This is a genomic window from Bacteroides timonensis (genome assembly GCF_000513195.1).
Classification (GTDB): Bacteria; Bacteroidota; Bacteroidia; order Bacteroidales; family Bacteroidaceae; genus Bacteroides; species Bacteroides timonensis.
This window is the reverse complement of sequence record NZ_CBVI010000134.1, coordinates 77520-96759: the sequence shown is the minus strand read 5'-3', so window position 1 is coordinate 96759 and position 19240 is coordinate 77520. Positions and strand designations below refer to the sequence as shown.

Annotated in this window: 19 protein-coding genes; 7 read left to right on the top strand and 12 right to left on the bottom strand. The window is 44.3% G+C overall.

The window, feature by feature from the left end:
- The first annotated feature begins 28 nt into the window (after positions 1–28).
- A complete protein-coding gene (locus BN161_RS23905) occupies positions 29–1033 on the top strand; it encodes a beta-ketoacyl-ACP synthase III (RefSeq protein ID WP_044271012.1) in 1005 nt (334 codons plus the stop codon).
- Between the two features lie 208 nt (positions 1034–1241).
- Positions 1242–2744, top strand: coding sequence for a glutamine synthetase family protein (locus BN161_RS23900; protein ID WP_044271011.1), 1503 nt, complete (start codon positions 1242–1244; stop codon positions 2742–2744).
- 165 nt (positions 2745–2909) lie between these two features.
- Here BN161_RS23900 and BN161_RS30880 read toward each other — a convergent pair whose 3' ends face one another.
- Positions 2910–3032: a hypothetical protein gene (locus BN161_RS30880; protein WP_262483936.1), complete on the bottom strand. Its 123-nt coding sequence runs from the start codon at positions 3030–3032 to the stop codon at positions 2910–2912.
- A gap of 243 nt (positions 3033–3275) precedes the next feature.
- Here BN161_RS30880 and BN161_RS23895 point away from each other — a divergent pair, with 243 nt between their 5' ends.
- Both BN161_RS23895 and BN161_RS23890 read left to right on the top strand, forming a co-directional pair.
- The gene (locus tag BN161_RS23895) at positions 3276–3668 is read left to right on the top strand and encodes a VOC family protein (protein WP_044271010.1); all 393 of its coding nucleotides are present in this window, start codon (positions 3276–3278) and stop codon (positions 3666–3668) included.
- 37 nt (positions 3669–3705) lie between these two features.
- Positions 3706–5211: a MutS-related protein gene (locus tag BN161_RS23890; protein ID WP_044271007.1), complete on the top strand. Its 1506-nt coding sequence runs from the start codon at positions 3706–3708 to the stop codon at positions 5209–5211.
- Here BN161_RS23890 and BN161_RS23885 read toward each other — a convergent pair.
- The 3 genes from BN161_RS23885 to BN161_RS23875 all read right to left on the bottom strand — a co-directional run bounded on the left by BN161_RS23885 (position 5196) and on the right by BN161_RS23875 (position 7524).
- On the bottom strand, positions 5196–6098 hold the full coding sequence (locus BN161_RS23885) for a beta-propeller domain-containing protein (protein ID WP_052356413.1): 903 nt from the start codon (positions 6096–6098) through the stop codon (positions 5196–5198). The two genes, BN161_RS23890 and BN161_RS23885, sit on opposite strands and share 16 nt — an antisense overlap.
- 70 nt (positions 6099–6168) lie before the next feature.
- On the bottom strand, positions 6169–7044 hold the full coding sequence (locus BN161_RS23880) for a helix-turn-helix domain-containing protein (RefSeq protein ID WP_044271004.1): 876 nt from the start codon (positions 7042–7044) through the stop codon (positions 6169–6171).
- A gap of 183 nt (positions 7045–7227) precedes the next feature.
- Positions 7228–7524, bottom strand: coding sequence for a YtxH domain-containing protein (locus BN161_RS23875; protein WP_044271003.1), 297 nt, complete (start codon positions 7522–7524; stop codon positions 7228–7230).
- Positions 7525–8186: 662 nt separating this feature from the next.
- Here BN161_RS23875 and BN161_RS23870 point away from each other — a divergent pair.
- Both BN161_RS23870 and BN161_RS23865 read left to right on the top strand, forming a co-directional pair.
- On the top strand, positions 8187–9200 hold the full coding sequence (locus BN161_RS23870) for a tyrosine-type recombinase/integrase (RefSeq protein ID WP_022208376.1): 1014 nt from the start codon (positions 8187–8189) through the stop codon (positions 9198–9200).
- 351 nt (positions 9201–9551) lie between these two features.
- A complete protein-coding gene (locus tag BN161_RS23865) occupies positions 9552–9785 on the top strand; it encodes a hypothetical protein (RefSeq protein ID WP_022391614.1) in 234 nt (77 codons plus the stop codon).
- A gap of 86 nt (positions 9786–9871) precedes the next feature.
- On the opposite strand, the gene mgtA is transcribed toward BN161_RS23865, so the two are convergent.
- From mgtA to BN161_RS23825, 8 genes are all read right to left on the bottom strand, one after another.
- Positions 9872–12523 carry a magnesium-translocating P-type ATPase gene (gene mgtA / locus BN161_RS23860; protein ID WP_044271002.1) on the bottom strand — a complete coding sequence of 884 codons (2652 nt, stop codon included), beginning with the start codon at positions 12521–12523 and terminating at the stop codon, positions 9872–9874.
- A gap of 122 nt (positions 12524–12645) precedes the next feature.
- The gene (locus BN161_RS23855; protein WP_044271000.1) at positions 12646–14004 is read right to left on the bottom strand and encodes a HAMP domain-containing sensor histidine kinase; all 1359 of its coding nucleotides are present in this window, start codon (positions 14002–14004) and stop codon (positions 12646–12648) included.
- The gene (locus tag BN161_RS23850) at positions 14001–14687 is read right to left on the bottom strand and encodes a response regulator transcription factor (RefSeq protein ID WP_044270998.1); all 687 of its coding nucleotides are present in this window, start codon (positions 14685–14687) and stop codon (positions 14001–14003) included. The genes BN161_RS23855 and BN161_RS23850 overlap by 4 nt, the downstream gene beginning before the upstream one ends.
- 80 nt (positions 14688–14767) lie before the next feature.
- Positions 14768–15643, bottom strand: coding sequence for an arginase family protein (locus BN161_RS23845; protein WP_044270996.1), 876 nt, complete (start codon positions 15641–15643; stop codon positions 14768–14770).
- Between the two features lie 26 nt (positions 15644–15669).
- A complete protein-coding gene (locus tag BN161_RS23840; RefSeq protein WP_044270994.1) occupies positions 15670–16296 on the bottom strand; it encodes an NUDIX hydrolase N-terminal domain-containing protein in 627 nt (208 codons plus the stop codon).
- On the bottom strand, positions 16293–17198 hold the full coding sequence (gene bla / locus BN161_RS23835; protein ID WP_044270991.1) for a class A beta-lactamase, subclass A2: 906 nt from the start codon (positions 17196–17198) through the stop codon (positions 16293–16295). The genes BN161_RS23840 and bla overlap by 4 nt, the downstream gene beginning before the upstream one ends.
- Before the next feature lie 55 nt (positions 17199–17253).
- On the bottom strand, positions 17254–17766 hold the full coding sequence (locus BN161_RS23830; RefSeq protein ID WP_044270988.1) for a GNAT family N-acetyltransferase: 513 nt from the start codon (positions 17764–17766) through the stop codon (positions 17254–17256).
- A complete protein-coding gene (locus tag BN161_RS23825) occupies positions 17763–18515 on the bottom strand; it encodes a response regulator transcription factor (RefSeq protein WP_044270984.1) in 753 nt (250 codons plus the stop codon). Before BN161_RS23825 ends, BN161_RS23830 begins: the two co-directional genes overlap by 4 nt.
- A gap of 113 nt (positions 18516–18628) precedes the next feature.
- Between BN161_RS23825 and BN161_RS23820 the strand changes: the two genes are divergently transcribed.
- Entirely contained in the window at positions 18629–19219 is a 591-nt protein-coding gene (locus tag BN161_RS23820; protein WP_044270982.1) for a sugar O-acetyltransferase, read from the top strand.
- Positions 19220–19240 lie beyond the last annotated feature (21 nt).

Sequence of the window (19240 nt, the reverse complement as noted above, 5' to 3'; positions counted from 1 at the left end):
CCCGAATTAACTAAACGAGGCAGAGCTTATGGAGAAAATAAACGCAGTAATTACAGGAGTCGGAGGATATGTACCCGATTATATCCTAACCAATGATGAGATTTCCAAAATGGTCGATACCACCGATGAATGGATTATGGGGCGTATAGGCATAAAGGAAAGGCGTATTTTGCATGAAGAGGGACTGGGAACTTCGTATATGGCCCGCAAGGCTGCCAAACAGTTAATGCAACGTACGAATTCTCAACCGGATGAAATTGATCTGGTGATTGTCGCTACTACCACTCCTGACTATCGTTTACCTTCTACAGCCTCCATCTTGTGTGAGCGACTGGGATTGAAACGTGCTTTTGCTTTCGATGTGCAGGCAGTTTGCAGCGGTTTTCTGTATGCGCTGGAGACGGGAGCAAACTTTATTTGCTCGGGAAACTACAAGAAGATTATCGTGGTAGGGGCTGAGAAAATGTCTTCAATCATAGATTATACCGATCGTGCCACTTGTCCCATTTTCGGTGATGGTGCGGCAGCTTTCATGCTGGAACCTACTACGGAAGATTTAGGTGTAATGGATTCAGTGCTGAGAACAGATGGTAAGGGACTACCTTTCCTGCATATTAAAGCAGGTGGCTCTGTATGTACTCCTTCGTATTATACGCTAGATAATCACATGCATTACATTTATCAGGAAGGGCGTACGGTTTTCAAATATGCCGTAGCCAATATGGCTAATGCTTGTGAAGCTGTCATTGAAAGAAACCATTTAAGTAAAGACGATATTGACTGGGTAATTCTCCACCAGGCCAACCAGCGCATTATCACTGCTGTAACGCAACGCTTGGAGATTCCAACTGAGAAAGTGATGGTTAATATCGAGCGTTATGGTAATACGAGTGCCGCCACACTTCCGCTTTGTATCTGGGATTTTGAAGATAAGCTAAAGATAGGCGATAACCTCATCTTTACAGCATTTGGGGCAGGGTTTGCCTGGGGTGCTATTTATGTAAAGTGGGGATATGACGGAAAAAAGGAATAGTAGCTCGGTAGTATTCCCTATAACTTTTCTTATTATAACAACCCGGATATACAAATAGTTTATCCTATCACCTTTTGCCAAACCTTCATTTTATTTCTTTTTTTGAGTATCATATATATTGAAGTTATTATAAAATATTATCTTTGTGGGGAATCATTGCATGACAACACATTGTTAACCAAACAATAACTTAAAAAACAACCAACGTATGAATCATGAACTATCGATGAGCGCCAACCAGTTGGTGGCTGCTCTTCAAAAACCGGCTTCCGAATTTACGAAAGCAGACATTATTTCTTATATCAAGGAGAACGATATCCGCATGGTGAACTTCATGTATCCCGCTGCAGACGGGCGACTGAAAACATTGAATTTTGTCATTAACGACGCGGCTTACCTTGATGCCATACTGACTTGTGGTGAGCGTGTAGACGGATCAAGCCTTTTCCCATTTATCGAAGCGGGCAGTAGCGACTTGTATGTAGTGCCACGTTTTTGCACAGCCTTTATCGATCCTTTTGCTGAAGCTACAACGCTTTCCATGCTTTGCTCTTACTTCAATAAAGATGGCGAACTTCTGGAAAGCTCACCGGAATATACGTTGCGTAAAGCTTGCAAAGCCTTTACTGATGTAACCGGAATGGAATTCCAGGCTATGGGCGAATTGGAATATTATGTGATATCAGAAGATAGTGGACTGTTCCCTGCCACTGACCAACGTGGCTATCATGAATCTGCTCCTTATGCCAAGTTCAATGACTTCCGTACCGACTGTATGCTGCATATTGCAAAGGCGGGCGGACAGATCAAATACGGGCATTCCGAGGTAGGTAACTTCACGCTTGACGGTAAAATCTATGAGCAGAATGAAATTGAATTCCTGCCGGTACGTGCCGACCTGGCTGCCGATCAGTTGATGATTGCGAAATGGGTTATCCGTAATCTGGCCTATCAATACGGGTATGACATTACGTTTGCTCCGAAAATTACAGCCGGAAAGGCCGGTTCAGGATTGCATATCCATATGCGTATTATGAAAGACGGTCAAAACCAGATGTTGAAAGACGGTGTACTTTCTGAAACTGCCCGTAAGGCTATTGCGGGAATGATGGAGCTTGCACCTTCCATTACAGCTTTCGGTAATACGAATCCTACTTCTTATTTCCGTTTGGTGCCGCATCAGGAAGCTCCGACAAATATTTGTTGGGGTGACCGTAACCGTTCCGTATTGGTACGTGTTCCGCTGGGATGGTCGGCAAAGACAGATATGTGTATGCTGGCTAATCCGTTGGAAGCTCCCAGCCACTATGATACAACACAGAAACAAACTGTGGAAATGCGCTCTCCGGACGGTTCTGCCGATTTGTACCAACTGATAGCCGGATTGGCCGTAGCATGTCGTCATGGTTTTGAAATTGAAAATGCTTTGGAGATTGCAGAAAAGACCTATGTGAATGTGAATATTCATAAGAAGGAAAATGAGGATAAGCTGAAACAATTGGCTCAACTCCCTGATAGCTGTGCCGCTTCTGCCGATTGCCTGGAAAAACAGCGTGCTATTTTCGAACAGTATCATGTATTTAGTCCTGCAATGGTCGATGGAATTATCAGTAAATTGCGTTCCTATGAAGATCGTACCTTGCGTAGTGAGGTACGTGACAATCAGGAGGAAATGCTAAAACTGGTTAATAAGTATTTCCATTGCGGATAAAGCATAATTTGTAGATAAAGAGTCAGGGTAGTGTCTTTGTATTACCCATAATAAAGTAGAGCGGGGATGTATCTAAAAAGATAGTCCCCGCTCCGTTTTTTATATAAAGTTTTTGTGTTTCTGTTTTTACTTAATATACACTTGCCGATTGAATAACTATCTTTTCTAACAGCTCCTGCCTTCCTGCGGCAGTTGATTTTCATACTTCTCCATAATTGTTCCTCCGTCTTGTGCTAAAATCGTTCCCGAAATCAGCAGATCTGCTAATGTTATTAATTTCTGTTTCATATTATTTTCCGTTAGAGTTTTATTCTTGTTTTCTGATGTTGCAAAGGTAGGCGGTTCCGTTGGGGTGGGGGATAACGATATCACATGTATAGTTTGCAATTATTCCCGATTTCAGTGAATCGCTGCTTTTTCATGAAAGAATAGTGGTTCAGGTAAAACAATATCCCTAAAAGGGTTTGCTTTTCCGGTTGATTTTAATAGATTTGCCGTTTACTCAATAAATTGATTATAAAACAGAGCTTTATGACATCAAATGTGAAACCTTTAGTTTATAAAATGAATATAGTGGTTGACTGTAAAGATGCAGGAGTTTTAGCAGAGTTTTACAGTAAATTGCTGGGATGGGAGCTGACGCATCAACGTGCGAACGGTTGGGCGGCTATCACTTCTCCATCCGGTATGGTGATGGCGTTTCAGGAGATTGAGGAGTATCGGCCACCTGTATGGCCTTGGGAAGAAGGTAAGCAGGGACAAATGCTTCATCTTGATTTCTATGTGGAAAATCTGGAGGAGGCTGTGGCTTATGCCATTCAGTTGGGAGCCCGGCAGGCAGATGAGCAGTATTTCAGGACTTCACGAACGATGTTTGATCCGGCAGGACATCCCTTCTGCTTTGATACGGAAGAGGCTGAATAAATGCGCAAAACAGTTACTGAACAACAAAGAATACCCCATGTCCGAAATTGCAAACTATTTCCTTTATAGAAATGCCGAAGGAGAAACCGGCTTGTCCGCTAACAGCATTGACGATCTGAATCTGGATGACCTGTTTGCCGAAATAGATTATTGTCATTCCAGCATAGGCAGGCAGTATTTGTATTATCTTCTGCTATCGGATAAAACCTCCGGCATGGAAAAGCAGGAAACCTTTCTGTCCTCATTGGCAACTCATGCGGAATTACGCACTCTTTTAAGCAATGCACTGAAGGAATTGGATAAGCCGGATGCTTATTCTATCGTATCCATTCTGGAAAACGATAATACAGGGATTGGTGCTAAGGAGATGGTTCTTATTAATATCTGCCGGTTTCTGCCTTTGCTGTTTCTGGCTCTGATGCTGCTCACTCATTCGGGGGTGTTTCTTACTTTATTTGTCTTTTCATTTGTGGCGAATGCAGTGTTGCACTATCGTAATAAGGCGAAAATCCAGAGATACTTTTTCTCCATACCTCAGCTTCTGAAGATGATAAGGCAGGCGGGAAAGCTGGCGCAGAATAAGGAGTTTGTCTCTGTAGATCCTTCTATCACGACCGATCTGAAAGCTGTGGAAGGTCTGAAGAAGTATATCTCTTATTTCCGTTTCAACCTCAGTCTGGATAACGACATGGCTATTATGTTTTATATGGTAGCGGAATTAATCCGGGTATTCTTTCTCCACGAGGCGTATGCGGTAGGTAGAACTTTTCATCTGTTGAAGGAGAAGACAACGGCAATTCACAATGTTTACCGCTTCATAGGTTTTCTGGATTCTATTTTGTCTGTTGCCATCTTGAGAGAGGAGCTACCTTATTACTGTCTGCCGGGAGATAACAGGGCAGGGGAGCGATTGCGTACACAGGCTGTGTATCATCCTCTGATAGAGAACTGCATTCCGAACGATATGGTGCTGCATGAGAAATCGGCATTGATAACCGGTTCGAATATGGCGGGTAAGACCTGTTTCATGCGTACGATAGGAGTGAATCTGTTGGCAGCGAAGGCACTTCATACCTGTTTCGCAGAAGTCTTTGAGATAAATACCGGAATTTCTCTTCTGTCCTCCATCCACCAGGGAGACAACCTGATGGAAAATAAGAGTTACTTTATGCAGGAAGTGACGACTATCAAGGATTTCGTAGATGAAAGCGGTCATGGGAATCATCTCTTCCTGCTTGATGAATTGTTCAGAGGAACCAATACCAAGGAACGGGTAGCGATTTCGAAAGCTGTGCTTTCCTGGCTGGTGAAAAGTGATAATCTGGTATTTGTTTCTACGCATGACCTGGAACTTGCCGATATGCTGGAAGATGAATACGAATTATACTATTTCAGCGAGTCGGTGAAAGACGGCATCCTGTCGTTTGATTACAAGCTGAAACGCGGAATCGCCACCGAACATAATGCAATCAAGATATTGGAGATCTGCGATTATCCGGCTCCATTGGTAAGTGAGGCTCTTTCACTTTACTCTACTTTATAAATCAAAACTCTGCTATTGGGCAAGTCGGGTATGAAAAGCGTTCCGTCCACCAAGGTCATGTCTGCGGGACCTGTTAAGCCCTCTGCTACGGGAAGAACTGTCTGCTGCTTGCTTTTCATGTCGATGGCACTGACGCTTGCGGGCGTCCAGCTGCTGATGTACAGTGTTTTCTTATCTGCCGACACTGCGATGCCGTCGTACTGGCTGGCTGCGTTGACGAATATTTCGGCTGCGGGCTTTTTCAAGTTCGAGACTTTATATATGACATTGGCCTCCGTGGTGTTTCCGTCGGCAGGATAGGAGGCGATGTACATTGTGTTGCCATCTATCGTAATTCCGTTGGGGCCGGTAATGTCCAGCCATTTGACGGGAAGCGAGTTTTCCTGTTTTGCCGGATTGCTGATATCCAACGTATAGATGCGGCCGCTGTTCGTTACGGAAATATAAAGGGTATTGCCGGATGCAGCCAAATCGTTCAGGAACAAATCGTCGGCGGGGAAGCGGATGATTTGGGGAGGTTGGGCTACCGCTTTCAGATTATATATTACCAATTGGTTGACATCACAGATATACAGGTATCCATTTCTTTCGAACATTCCTTTCGGAGCGGAAAGATTACCGTCGGCAGGGATGAGGGTGGTTATCTTGCCGTCCTTATAATATAGGATATAGCCTTTCTTTTCCCGGTTCAGCGGATTCAGTTGCTCCGTGCCGAAGTTGGCAATCAGTATCCCTCCATTGTAGGGATAGGTGCTTTCACAGAAACGGATGCCTTCTGTAATTACTTTGGTGGTCTTGCCTTCCGGCATGCTTCCGGCATAGGCAGGTGTCAGTACTCCTGTGAGGACTATTACGGCCAGTGTCTTTAAAATCAATGCTTTCTTCATAATTCCTATCTTTTAATATTTCGTTTGCAAAGATAGGGGCGGGCAGACTGCCGGTCCTTGCCTATTCGGTTCAAATATCTGTCTGTTTGGCTCTGTATGCGCTTGGGCTGACGGAATATTGTGCCTTGAACAAACGGGCAAAGTGTGAAGCGCTGATAAAGCCACTTGCGTCTGCTATGTCTTCAATGCTTTTATCCGACTTTTCCAGCAGGAAGGCGGCATGCTCCAATTTCTTTTTCCGTATCCATGTCATGGGTGCTTCGCCATATAGCCGGGTGAACTCCCGCTTGAAGCCGGACAGGCTGCGCCCCGCGATTTTGGCAAGTTCTTCTACTGTTTGCGCTGAGTAAAGGTATCGTTCCAGTACGGATGTGATGGAGGGGTTCTCGTAGCGGGCGGCATCGAGCAGGAAGGAGATGATGATCTTCCGGTAGGGGCTGTCTAATAGGAGGTAGATGAGTTCCATGAACTTCAGGCGTACCATTTCGCTGAGAAAGGGGTTGTGTTCTTCGCTATAACCTACCAAGGAGGAAAACAGGCTCTGAATGGCGGGGCTGTTGGGGATGATCTTTATAGCTTCTTTCTTCTTCGTCTCGGCCAGTGCATCCGGGATGGTTTCGTTGAGTTGCTCCACTACGTAGCGGGCCACTTTCTGGTTAAAAAACAGCATCATGCTCCGGAAGCCTTGTTCTCCAGCAATGTACTCGGACATCACGTATTCTCCTTTGGGAATCAGAAACAATTCTCCGGCATTGATGCGGAAGTCCGAATGGGAGACGTTGATTTGCTTCACGCCGGAAAGGATATAGACGAGAGCGTGCTGGGTGAGGAAAGTGTCGAAGTTTTCCGTGCCGTATACGTTGGTGTATTGCAGCAGGCAGACGTGGTCTTTTTGCCTGGAGTAGTAGTAGGAGAGGATATCATCCGGGACAAACAATCGTTTCATAAGGAGTATTTTAATAGATTAGACGGTGCAAAGATAGAATTAAAAAACGGTGTATTGTGATGCCGGGGATAGATTTATGACTGATAGGATGGGGGAAATGAAAGATGATGTGTCAAAACTGAATAAAAGAACGTAAATCTTTGTTTTGACACACCTTCTTTGCTGATGGTGACACCAGGTTGATTACTTCTTTGAAGTGTCTACGAACGTATGCACTTTGCCTTTAAGGTCGTTTGCTTTTTCGGCGATAACGGAGGTTTCATCAGCTACTTTGTCGGCGACTTTTTCTCCGGCATACAATGCCTTTTCTTTGGCGGACTCAATCAGGCATTCGGTATGTCCTTCAATTCTGTGCAGGGCATCGAATACTTCTGCTTTCATTTTTTTTGCTCTTGCACTGCGGGCAAAGCCATAAGCCAGTGCTCCAAAGATTGAACCTATTCCAAGGCCAATCAAAAAGTGAGAATCTTTACATGTCATAATTAAACAGGTTTAATGGTTAAAAACTAAATTAATGTTCTATTTTGGTCAGAGAACAGAGTGCACAAGGCATTAGTTCAACGGGTAGGGAAAGAATTACTACTATTTCACAATTTATGAGAATCAGGAGTTGAATTAACTCTTTCTTTTCCGGTTATGAACAAAACGATAATCCGATATGATAAGCACCTCTAATATAAATAATAAATATTTATAAAACAAAACATTTGCGAGATCAGTCGCATACTTAGGGGGTCTCAGTATGATACTTAGGGTACCTCAGTATCATATTGAGGTATCCTAAGTATGATACTGAGATAGCCTGATTATAACACGCCTGATAATCAAGTATTTACAAAACTAATCTTTGGTGGTTATAAATTAGAACAAATAAACTATTGAAATAATGAATTAATTCGTTTCTTTCGGCTTATGAGCTAAATAGATACGCGTCGTCCGCGTACCCATTCTCCCCCTAAATTATCATTTAGCTCATTACCATACCGTTATAAATCAAATTCAATACCAGATTCGTATAATTTATGAATATTCTCTTGTCGGATTCCTTTAGCTTTATCTTTGGCGCTCATAAACATTACTACTGCACGTACGTTCTGTGGTACAAGCAGTTTTTTGAATCATGTAATTAAAATCAATGCTTTATGAATGTAGAAAGAAAAAATGCGAAAGATGACTTACGGCTCTACATGCCGGAAGTTATCGAGATGCTGAAGCGGGAAGGAAAGTTCCCGGCAATGCATGTTTATGCTTGCACGCTGCGTTCCTATGAGAAATTTTGTGCAGAGGAAAGGTATCCGAAAAACACCACTGCTTCCCTATCCATGCAGGAGATTTTCACCCCTGAGAGGCTGAAAGAGTATGAGGACTGGCTGGCTGGACAACAGTCCAGTCCGAACACGATTTCCACTTATATGCGTACGTTGCAGGCGGTGTACAATCGTTGGATGTCACCGGGTATAGAGGGGTACAATCCGGTGCTGTTTAAGGATGTTTATACGAAAGTGGAGTCGCGTACCAAGCGGGCGCTGACGGCAGAGCAGATGGAGCAACTCAGGAATACGGACTTTAGTGTGCTGACACTGCGTCAACAGCAAGTGCTCACCTATTTCCTGCTGATGTTCATGTTGCGCGGTATGCCGTTCATTGACCTGGCACACTTACGGAAGTCGGATTTGAGAAATAGGCGCATCACTTACCGTCGGCACAAGACGGGGAAACTGATGGTGGTGGATGTGCCGCCCGATGCGATGAGGCTGTTGCAGAAATACAGGGACAAGACGGATTCGGAGTATCTGTTCCCGTTACTACATGGAGGCCTGTTCATGGAGGAACATCACCACCGTTATCAAGAAACATTACGGCATTTCAACCGGGAGTTGGCGCGGTTGATGAAGCAGTTATTGCCCGGTGTTTCCGTAAGTTCGTACACCGCACGCCATACATGGGCTACACTTGCTTATCATAGTGGTGTACCTGTGGGACTGATAAGCCAGTCGTTGGGGCACTCGTCCATTCGGGTGACGATGACTTATCTGAAACCGTTTGATGCGGAGGTGATAGACAGAATAAACAGACAAGTGATTTCCTTGGTGAAGAAAAGTAAAAAGAAGAAAGATGGCAGATTTAATATGCTGTATGGCACTTCGTTGAGGTGAAATTACTTGCATAGTAACGGCAAATAGCAGCTACAAAGTTGCGTCTTTTTTGACAGAAAAGCAAACAAACCCTAACAAAATATGAATAAATCTTATATCGGACAGCAAAAACAATATTAAAATTAGTCCCTGATACATACAGCTTTCGATTTTTTACCCCAGCAGGCAAAAGGAATCGTGTTTCCGCTTTATCCTTTGAAAGTGGAATGCTTCTTTACGTACCTTATTATCAGGAAAACTTCTTTTTACCATAAAATGATGCCGTCTGAAAACGCCTTTCCGGTCTGCATCAAATGGTAGCTTGCCGTTACTATGCAAGTAATTCCAACAAACGCATTAATTATACTGTTTATGAAGAATATAGAACTTCCCATCAAAAGAGGGGACCGTGTGTGGGTGAAGGTATACAATGAGCGAAATGGCTCATTCACTTCGCGTATGGCGGAGGTTATATCTATATTGCAAATGTATGTTTCCGGGGCAGACGTACCGTATGTAGCATTGCGTTATCTGGACGACCGCAGCTATGGATGTATTCCCTATGAACAAGTCACCGAAGTCTGCGACGAGTCTTTTTCTGAATAATGACACTGTAGTTTTGTTGATACTAATAGCCCTGCTTTCTTCATCCGCCAGTATCGTCTGACAAAGAAGAAAAGCAGGGCTTTCTTTTATAACCAACCCGAAAACTTTCTGATATACCAGTTCTTTACCAATTGAGTCAGCACGCAATAGGAGAGCAGAATACCCACCAGCCACGGGAAGTAACTCAATGGAAGCGCCTGCAGACCAATGGATGCTCCGAAAGATGTGAACGGTATCACAATTCCTATAACCATCACCAAAGTAGTCATACCGATTACGGGCCAAGTGGCACGGCTCTGTATGAACGGAATTTTCCGTGTACGTATCATGTGTACAATCAGAGTTTGCGAAAGCAGCCCCTCAATAAACCATCCTGATTGAAACAAGGACTGATGTTCCGGACTATTACAGCCAAACACATGCCACATCACCAGATACGTGACAATATCAAATATGGAACTGATGGGCCCGATGTAAATCATAAAACGTTTCAGGTCTGATGCATCCCATCTGCGTGGTTTTCTCAGAAACTCCGGATCCATGCGGTCGAACGGAATGGTAGTCTGCGAGATATCATACAGTAGATTCTGGATGAGCAGATGAATCGGCATCATCGGCAGGAACGGTAGAAATGCACTGGCAAACATGACACTGAACATATTACCGAAGTTTGAACTTGCCGTCATCTTGATGTACTTATTGATATTCCCGAAAGTCTTCCGGCCTTCCAGTACTCCGTCTTCCAGTACCATCAGGTCTTTTTCCAGCAAGATAATATCGGCGCTTTCCTTGGCGATGTCCACAGCGGAATCTACCGAAATGCCGATATCCGATTGCCGTAAGGCGGCAGCGTCATTGATACCGTCTCCCAGAAATCCTACGGTATTCTCCTGTTCCTGTAAGATGGAAATAATCTGTGTTTTTTGCAGAGGCGTCAATTTAGAAAAGCAGGTAGTGGTCTTTACACGCTCTTTCAAAGTAGCCTCATCCATATTCTCAATATCCGGTCCGGTCAATGAATAACTTGTGTCGATACCGACTTGCCGACCTATGGCTTTCACTACAATATCATTATCCCCCGATAAGATTTTAACTTCCACACCATACTCATGCAGTTGCTTAATAGCTTCTGCCGCAGATGGTTTCGGAGGATCAAGAAAAGCCAGGAAGCCAATCAGAACCATTTCCTTTTCATCACTCACGGAGAAATTGCCCACCTTCTCTATATAGCTTTTCTGAGCAACGGCCAGTACTCTCATTCCTTTCCGGTTCATTTCTTCACTGATCTTTTGGGCTTTAACCTTCAGTTCATCCGTCAGAGGCTGCACTTCTCCATTGAATTCAGTGTGCGAACAGATACTGAGCATCTCTTCCACAGCACCTTTGGTGATGATCTGGCGTTTCCCTTGTTTGTCTTCTATCACTACGGACATTCTCCGGCGGATGAAATCAAACGGTATTTCGTCCACTTTGGTGTAGGCATCCTTCAGATGTTCCAGCTTCAGTTCTTTTACGTGCGAGAGGATGGCTTTGTCCATCAAATTCTTTAACCCGGTCTGAAAATAGCTGTTGAAGTAGGCGTGACGCAATATCCGCTTGCTTTCATCATTGCTGCCATCCGCATTGATATATTTTTCCAGAACAATCTTGTCGCACGTCAGCGTACCCGTTTTATCGGTGCAAAGAATATTCATCGCACCGAAGTTCTGGATGGCATTCAGATTCTTGACAATCGTTTTCTTCTTCGACATGGACAGAGCACCCTTAGAGAGGTTCGCGGTTACAATCATCGGAAGCATCTCGGGCGTGAGTCCCACGGCTACCGAAATGGCGAAGATAAAAGCTTCGAACCAATCCCCCTTCGTAAACCCGTTGATGAAGACGACGAACGGAACCATGACCAGCATAAAACGGATGAGCAGCAGGCTTACTTTGCTGATCCCCCTGTCGAAAGCAGTAGTGGCACGGTGTCCCGTGAGGTTGCGGGCGATAGTACCGAGGAAAGTCCTGTTGCCGGTTTCAAACACGATACCTTTGGCTGCGCCACTGATAACGGTGGAACCCATGTAGCAGATATTATCCAGTTCCACGATGCTGCCTTTCCGGTATTGCTTTTCTTTTACTTCCGGAAACTTCTCTATCGGTTCCGATTCCCCGGTCAGGGAAGCCTGGCTGATGAATAAGTCCTTGGATTCGATGATGCGCATGTCTGCCGGAATCATGTCTCCGGCTGCCAGGAAGACGATGTCTCCCGGAACCAGTTCCGTAATATCCAATTCTTCCTCACCACTTCCGGCACGCTTCACGAGACAGGTATTCTTTACCATTTTCATTAGCGAGTCTGTGGCTTCGTTGGCTTTCCATTCCTGCCAGAAGCGCAGGATGGCACTACACACCACCATGACGGTGATGATGACGACTCCCGTCCATTCCTGTTCTCCCGGCTCTGCCATGAGTACGTCGATGACGAGTGATATGACTGCCAATCCGGTCAGCACTCCTATAAACGGATTGATGAAAGTTTTGATAAATACGATGAATGGATTCTTCTTTTGTTCGTGAACCACTTCGTTCTTTCCATAAGTAAGTTGACGGTCTTCAACTTCTGCTCTTGTCAACCCGAGCCTTGTCGTTTGCAAGTATGAGTAAACGGATTTTGCCGGTTGTGTGGCAGTCAAGAATACTTTCTCGGAGTTGAGTGTATACTGAGGCTGCTGTGACTTTTTCTTCCACTTCATAATCTCTTTCCTTTTTTGAAGTTACTAATTGCGTTTCTATTTCACGGCGCAAAAGTAAGAACGGCTTCGTGGAGAAGCCGTTAGAGATTTATTAGAGTAGTATTAGAAAACCATTAGAGAAATCAGATATGCGGGAGTTTAACGACATAAGTGGTCCCTTCACCCGGATGCGAGAAGACAGATATTTCCCCTTTATGCAGGCTCAGTATCTTTTGTGCCAAAGTCATGCCGATGCCGTAGCCGGATGCCACATCTTTGTTTTCGCCACGGTAAAATAGTCGGAACAAGTTCTCTTTATCCTTGTCCGACATGCCCACACCGTCGTCCGAAAGGCGGATGATGGACCATTCTTCCCAGAAAGAAATCTGGATAAAAGAAGTTTGGTTCCGGGAGTACTTGCAATTGTTTTCGATGAGGTTTACGAACGCTGTTGTAAGCAGGTAACTATTACCGATTACTGTGAGCACCTTGTCGTCTTCGGCTTCCTGCTCGAATACGAGTTCCACATGGAAATCGGGGTGCGCCCTCAATACAAGTTCCCTTGCATCGAGCAACAGTTCGTCCAGACGGATTTCTTCTCTTTTGATCTGTTCCGGTTCATAATCCGCTTTGGCAAGGTTCAGTAATCCGTCGATGAGTTTAATCACTCTTTGCGAATCCTGCAACGCGTTGTGGATGGCGTTTTGGTATTGTTCGGGACTTCGTTCTTTCTGCACGGCAAGATCAAGTTCGGCAGAAAGCGCAGCCATAGGGGTACGCAGTTCGTGCGATACGTTGCTGACAAACATCTTCTGCGAGTTGAATGATTTTTCCAGTCTGTCGAGCAGGGCATTGAAGGTAAGGCTCAGTTCGCCTAATTCGTCTTTTTCGTTCTTGACGGGCAGGCGTTTGTTGATTCGTGAGGCGGTTATGTTCTCCGCTTCTTTCACGATGCTTCTGATGGGTGCTAATGCGCTCCGGGCAAGGAGGTAGCCTACAATAATCAGCGCGGTCAGTCCGCTGAACAATAATAGGGCAAGTGTGTCTTTCAGGATTTCCCGTTTGGCATATCCGTAGCCGTCATAAGCGGCGGCGGTAACGATGTAATCCTTACCTTCGAAAGTATAGATGATGCCTACTCCTTGGTAATCTTCAATGTAGAAGTCTATTTCTTTCTTCTGAAGGATGCGCTCTATCATTTCCGGAGTTTCCTTTATGATGTCGTTTTGCAAGGCATCGTGGTATAATATCCGGAAGTCGGTGTCGTAGACGGCTACTTCTACTTCGTCAATAAACTTTTTATTGTTCAGGTAAATGGATTGCATGGTTTCGGCATCCACCTGATTATTCAGAAACAGATGTGCCTTGGTGATCGCTTCACTTTTCAGATTCCGGAAAAAGGCATTGCTGCGCGAGTGCTCACTGACGTAGTAGATGGCGGTTATAAATACCAGGAACACGGCGGCTGTGATACAGGTGTACCGCAGGGTTAAGGCTGTCATAGTTTATCCGTCAGTATAAAGCCCATACCGGCTTTGGTATGGATTAGTTTGGTGTCGAAATCCTTGTCTATCTTTTTGCGGAGATAGTTGATGTATACGTCGATAAAGTTGGTCCCGGTATCAAAGTGGGTATTCCAGACCTTTTCAGCTATCTCTATACGGCTGAGAACCCGCTCTGCATTCTCGGCCATGTAGAGTAACAGATTATATTCTTTGGGTGAAAGTTTGATGGGAGCACCGTTTCGGGTTACATTTTTTCCTTGTAGGTCAATGTACAGGTCGGAATATCTGATCTCCCGGGGCTGTGGTGCAGCTGCTTCATTATTACGTTTCAGCAGTACCCTGATTCTTGCATAGAGTTCGCGGAAATCGAAAGGTTTCACCATGTAGTCATCGGCTCCTGCGTCGAATCCGTCCAGTTTATCATCTGTAGAGCCTAAGGCTGTCAGCATCAGGATAGGGATGCTTGGGTTTGTCTTGCGGATTTCTTTACATAGCTCAAAACCATCCATCTTGGGCAGGATAATATCAGAAATTACCAGGTCGAAAGTATGGGCACGGAAGAGACGTAGTCCCATGACACCATCGTAAGCTACCATGGTTTGATAACCATTCTCTTCCAGTCCATTCTTGAGCAGGCTGGCTACTCTTGATTCATCTTCAATAATCAATATCGTATGCATGGTCCGTATTTTTTATAGATTCCAGTTGTTTTTGTTTGAGACCATACAAATATAGAGATTATTTGTGGGTTTCTCTTTTCTTACTCTTTTAATAAAGGCAACTGGTTCAGCATATTCTTGATTTTAATAGCGATACGTGGCATCGGTTCGGCTACGGTCAACCCTACCAGGTCATATTCGGAAGCAATGTCGTTAATCACGCGGACTACTTCCTCGGTCTTCATACCGTCCGGTTCTACGCCGACGCCTGCTATCATGTCGGCAGGATCTATCACGTCCAGGTCAAAGTGGATGACAACTTTGGAAGCTCCGGTACTTTTCAGCCATTCTATAATGGCGGAACTGTTGTCCGCTGTTTCTTTCGGTGCCAGACCTTTTATGCCCAGTTCTTTTTGCCGTTCCTGCATGCCTTTGTCCCATGAACGCAGTCCTACGATTAATGCTTTGGAAGCGTCAAACTTACCGGGCAGTAAGTTCATAATCTCTTCGTCACCCATTCCCAGGCAAGCGGTGAGAGCCATGGCATGATACCCTTTGTATTCATCATAAGGCAGGTTAATGTCCGGATGCGCATCTATCCAGACTATGGCTACATCGTTCGGGTATCGGGCGGCCAGATAAGTGAACGGAACAACGCTGGCCGAACATTCTCCGCCCAGGGTGATGATCCGGTCCGGTTTGTTTTCGTTAAGTATATCGAGCGCAGCCTTACTTTGTTTGACAATCACGTTACGGGAGCTGATACCTTTTTCAGTTGCTCTGTCGTTTATATCGAGAGATACCGGAACTTCCACGGTTTTCTGATTGCTGTCCGGAGCCAGCAGGTTCAGTAACTGAGCACCTAAATAATAACCTCTGGAAGAGTCTTCTGCCGGAATATCCGGCATCCAGTGATCTACAATTCCGCCTTGCCATTGCGGATAAATCAGACGGAGAGGGGTGGTTTCTTTCTTCATATCTTTACTTTTTACGGGTTGTTGTTTTAGTCGAATGGCACCTCCCACTTCTCATCCTGATAAGCGGCGAAACACATAGCTATCTGTTCTTTGCTGTTCTTTTCTTCGGCTAATTCCGGTATCTCATCCAGAGAGAAATATCTGCTTTCAGTTGTTTCTATGTTGCTTTGAAAACTCCCGCCTGTAACTTCGCAAAGAACAAAGGCTTTGCAAACATTGTATGCATAAGGAGGCACGTTGTGCAGGTTTCTGTCCTGCAAAGCAATCAGGCGTACAGCCTTTACGTCCAGTCCGGCTTCTTCTTTGACTTCTTTCTCCGTATTGGTTTTGATGCTTTGGTTGACGTCTACCCAGCCACCGGGCATAGACCATACACCGGCTTTTTCCTTTACCAAGAGTATTTTCCCGTCTTTAAAGATGGCGGCACGGGTATCCAGTTTAGGTGTTTGGAAACCGGTTTCATTGCAGAATAATTCTTTTACCTTCTCTACCGGCAGATCGCTTTGATGGCTCATGATCTCTGCCGATATTTCCCGGATACGTTCAAAACGCTCGATGTCGAAGGGATCGCGGGAGTAGGTCAGTCCTACCTGACCTATGAATTGTAATTCCTTGGCCCATTCGAGCCAGCGGGGATCAGTGTTCTTGTTCATTGGATATCTGAGTTTAAAGTATCATATACAATTTTGGATATACTGGCGATGATAGCTGCATTATCTGCATCGGTTTCCTGCGACTCCATCACGAAGACAGCTATATAATATTTCTGTCCGTTGGGCAGGATAACAAAGCCTGCATCATTATCAGCGATCTTTATCCCTTCCGGAGTCCGGTCGGAAGAGCCTGTCTTATGGCCTACGATTACGTCGGCGGGTAACTGGCCTTTCAGCTTATCTTTTCCGGTAGAAGTTTCCTGCATGATTGCCTGAAGGAAGTCTTTGTATTGAGTTCCAAATAGAGGTTGCTTGTCGGCTATATTCAATAATCTGACAACTTCTTCCGGAGTACTCCAGTTCAGATAAGCATCTCCGGAGGTATGCATGAGGGTTTCTGTTGCCGCAAGATTACAATCCTTTATTCCTAACGATTTCACATACTCATTTACTTGATCTATACCGCCGACATATTCTATAAGGATATCACATGTATTGTTATCGCTTTTCGAAATGGTGTATTTTAGCAACTCTCCGAGAGAAATTGTAATATCCTGATCGGGAAATTCATCTCTTAACGGACTGTATGTGTTGGGCGTCAGTTGAGAAGACTTCACTTCAATAAGACTATCTAAAGCAATATGCCCTTTATCCATCTTATCCAGAACAGCCAGCCCCACATGAAACTTGAAGACGCTTAACAGGGGGAAATGGATTTGATTATTATAAACGGCTACAGTCTCATCATTGGCGAGTACGGCAACGCCTACCGTAGCTTTCTTATCTTTCAGAAGGGAATCTATTTGTTGTTCTATCTTCTGCTTCGGGGTGCGGTTGGTGGTATTGCATGCACTGAACAAGATTGCCAGCGCTATACAGCTTAAAAAGAATTTTGCTTTCATACGTGAATTATAAAGGATTAATAGTATCAGATGGTAATCAATTTCTCATTATTTTTTATAGTTGTTTATTTCCGGGTGATTCAGGAATTAGTATTAATTCATAATCAAACACGTCCAGCCAGCGATCGAATTTCAATCCGACTTTCTCAAAGTGGGAGACTTGCTTAAAGCCAAGTTTCTGATGCAGGGAATTACTGGCTTCGTTGCCTTCCGTGATGCAGGCTATCAATGCGTGATAACCTCTGTGGCGGCATTCGTTAATCAACGTCTGCATGAGTTGTTTTCCTATTCCTTTGCCTTGATATTCGGATGCCAAATAAACAGTTGTTTCCAACGTATACCTGTAAGCCGCTCTTTCTTTCCAGGCATGGGCATAACAGTACCCGGCAATTTTACCTTCCGCTTCATAAACGAAGTAAGGAAAGTGTGATACTATTGCGGTTATGCGTGAACGCATTTCCTCTTCGCGTACAGGCTCTGTTTCAAATGTAATCACACTGTGTGCGACATACTCGTTGTAAATGGCTGTAATGCTTCCGGTATCTTCCGGCCTTACTTCTCTTATCATAACAAGTGCAATTCTTTAGCAATCCGGCAAGCTTCAATAGAATTGTTTACCTGAAGTTTCTCCAGGATATTTTGCCGGTGCCGGTTTACGGTGTTTATACTAATGGATAATGTCTGGGCAATGTCCTTACTCATTTTTCCCTTATTTATCAATTGCAGGATTTCTTTTTCCCGCTCTGACAACAGGTCGTTGCAATTCTGCTTTTCCAGTTCGAGGGTTTGCCCGTCTGCCGAGTTAAGAATGGTGCAACTTAACGATGTATCCATTGAAAAGTTGTAAAGGCATAAGGATAACCATACACTTCCGTTTGAGTGGCTCGCTATATAAAACATCCTGTGCAAGATGTGTACATACCTGCCCGAATGATCGCTCATGCGCATATTGTGTATAAGGTAGTAGTCCGGACGTTTCTTTTCCGGAACACTTTTCAGGAAGTGGAAGAAGCGGAGTTCCTGCAAATGCTTTTCCTGTAAGTCGTCCGGATGGATGTGACTGAATATTTCTTCTTCCCATATCGACTGAATGGTCTTGGCGGTATTTCGTTCTGCCAGTCCTAGTTTCTCGGCTACTCCGCCGTAATAAATATAACTAATATTGGCTTTCATATCGCTCAACACTGCTATGGCATTTTCGGTCTGTGCATATATGGAAGCTATATGTTTGCACTCATTCAGGCGTTCCGTCTGTTTCTGTTCCTCGGTGAACGCTTGTTTCAGTAGCTCTTTCTTCAGTTTATTTACGATGTCCATACGGTATGAAGATGGAAAAATGGTTATTAATCAGTATTGCCGACTTATCTGTAAGCTTTTACCTTTGCAAAGGTAATGAAAACTAATGGTTATTTATTTAAGTGCAATAAATTATGGAGAGTGAAAAAGCAAAAGCGAAAGCCGGGAAATTGTATGATGCCAATAATGATATAGAGCTTGTGTCGGAGAGGGAAGCTTGCAAAGAAGTATGTTATGAACTGAATAGCTTGCGCCCTTCACAGAAGAAGGAACGGGAGAGCATTATCCGCCGACTGTTTGGTAAGACCGGAAAATCTTTCCTGATAGAACAGCCGTTTTATTGTGATTACGGATATAATATCGAAATAGGGGAGAACTTCTATTCGAATGTGAATTGCGTCATTCTGGATGGAGCTAAAGTTACGTTTGGCGATAATGTTTTTGTAGCTCCGAATTGTGGTTTCTATACTGCCGGACATGCCTTGGATGCGGAACGGAGAATTCAGGGACTTGAATATGCTTATCCTATCACTATCGGAAATAATGTGTGGATTGGTGCCCAGGTCTGTGTGTTGCCGGGAGTGACGATTGGTGATAATACGATTATTGGTGCCGGAAGTGTGGTCACAAAGAGTATTCCTGCCAATGTGCTGGCTGTCGGTAATCCTTGCCGGGTGCTACGTACGATCACCGAAGCGGACAGGGCTAAATATATGTCAGAATAATAATTCATTAAAATAATACGA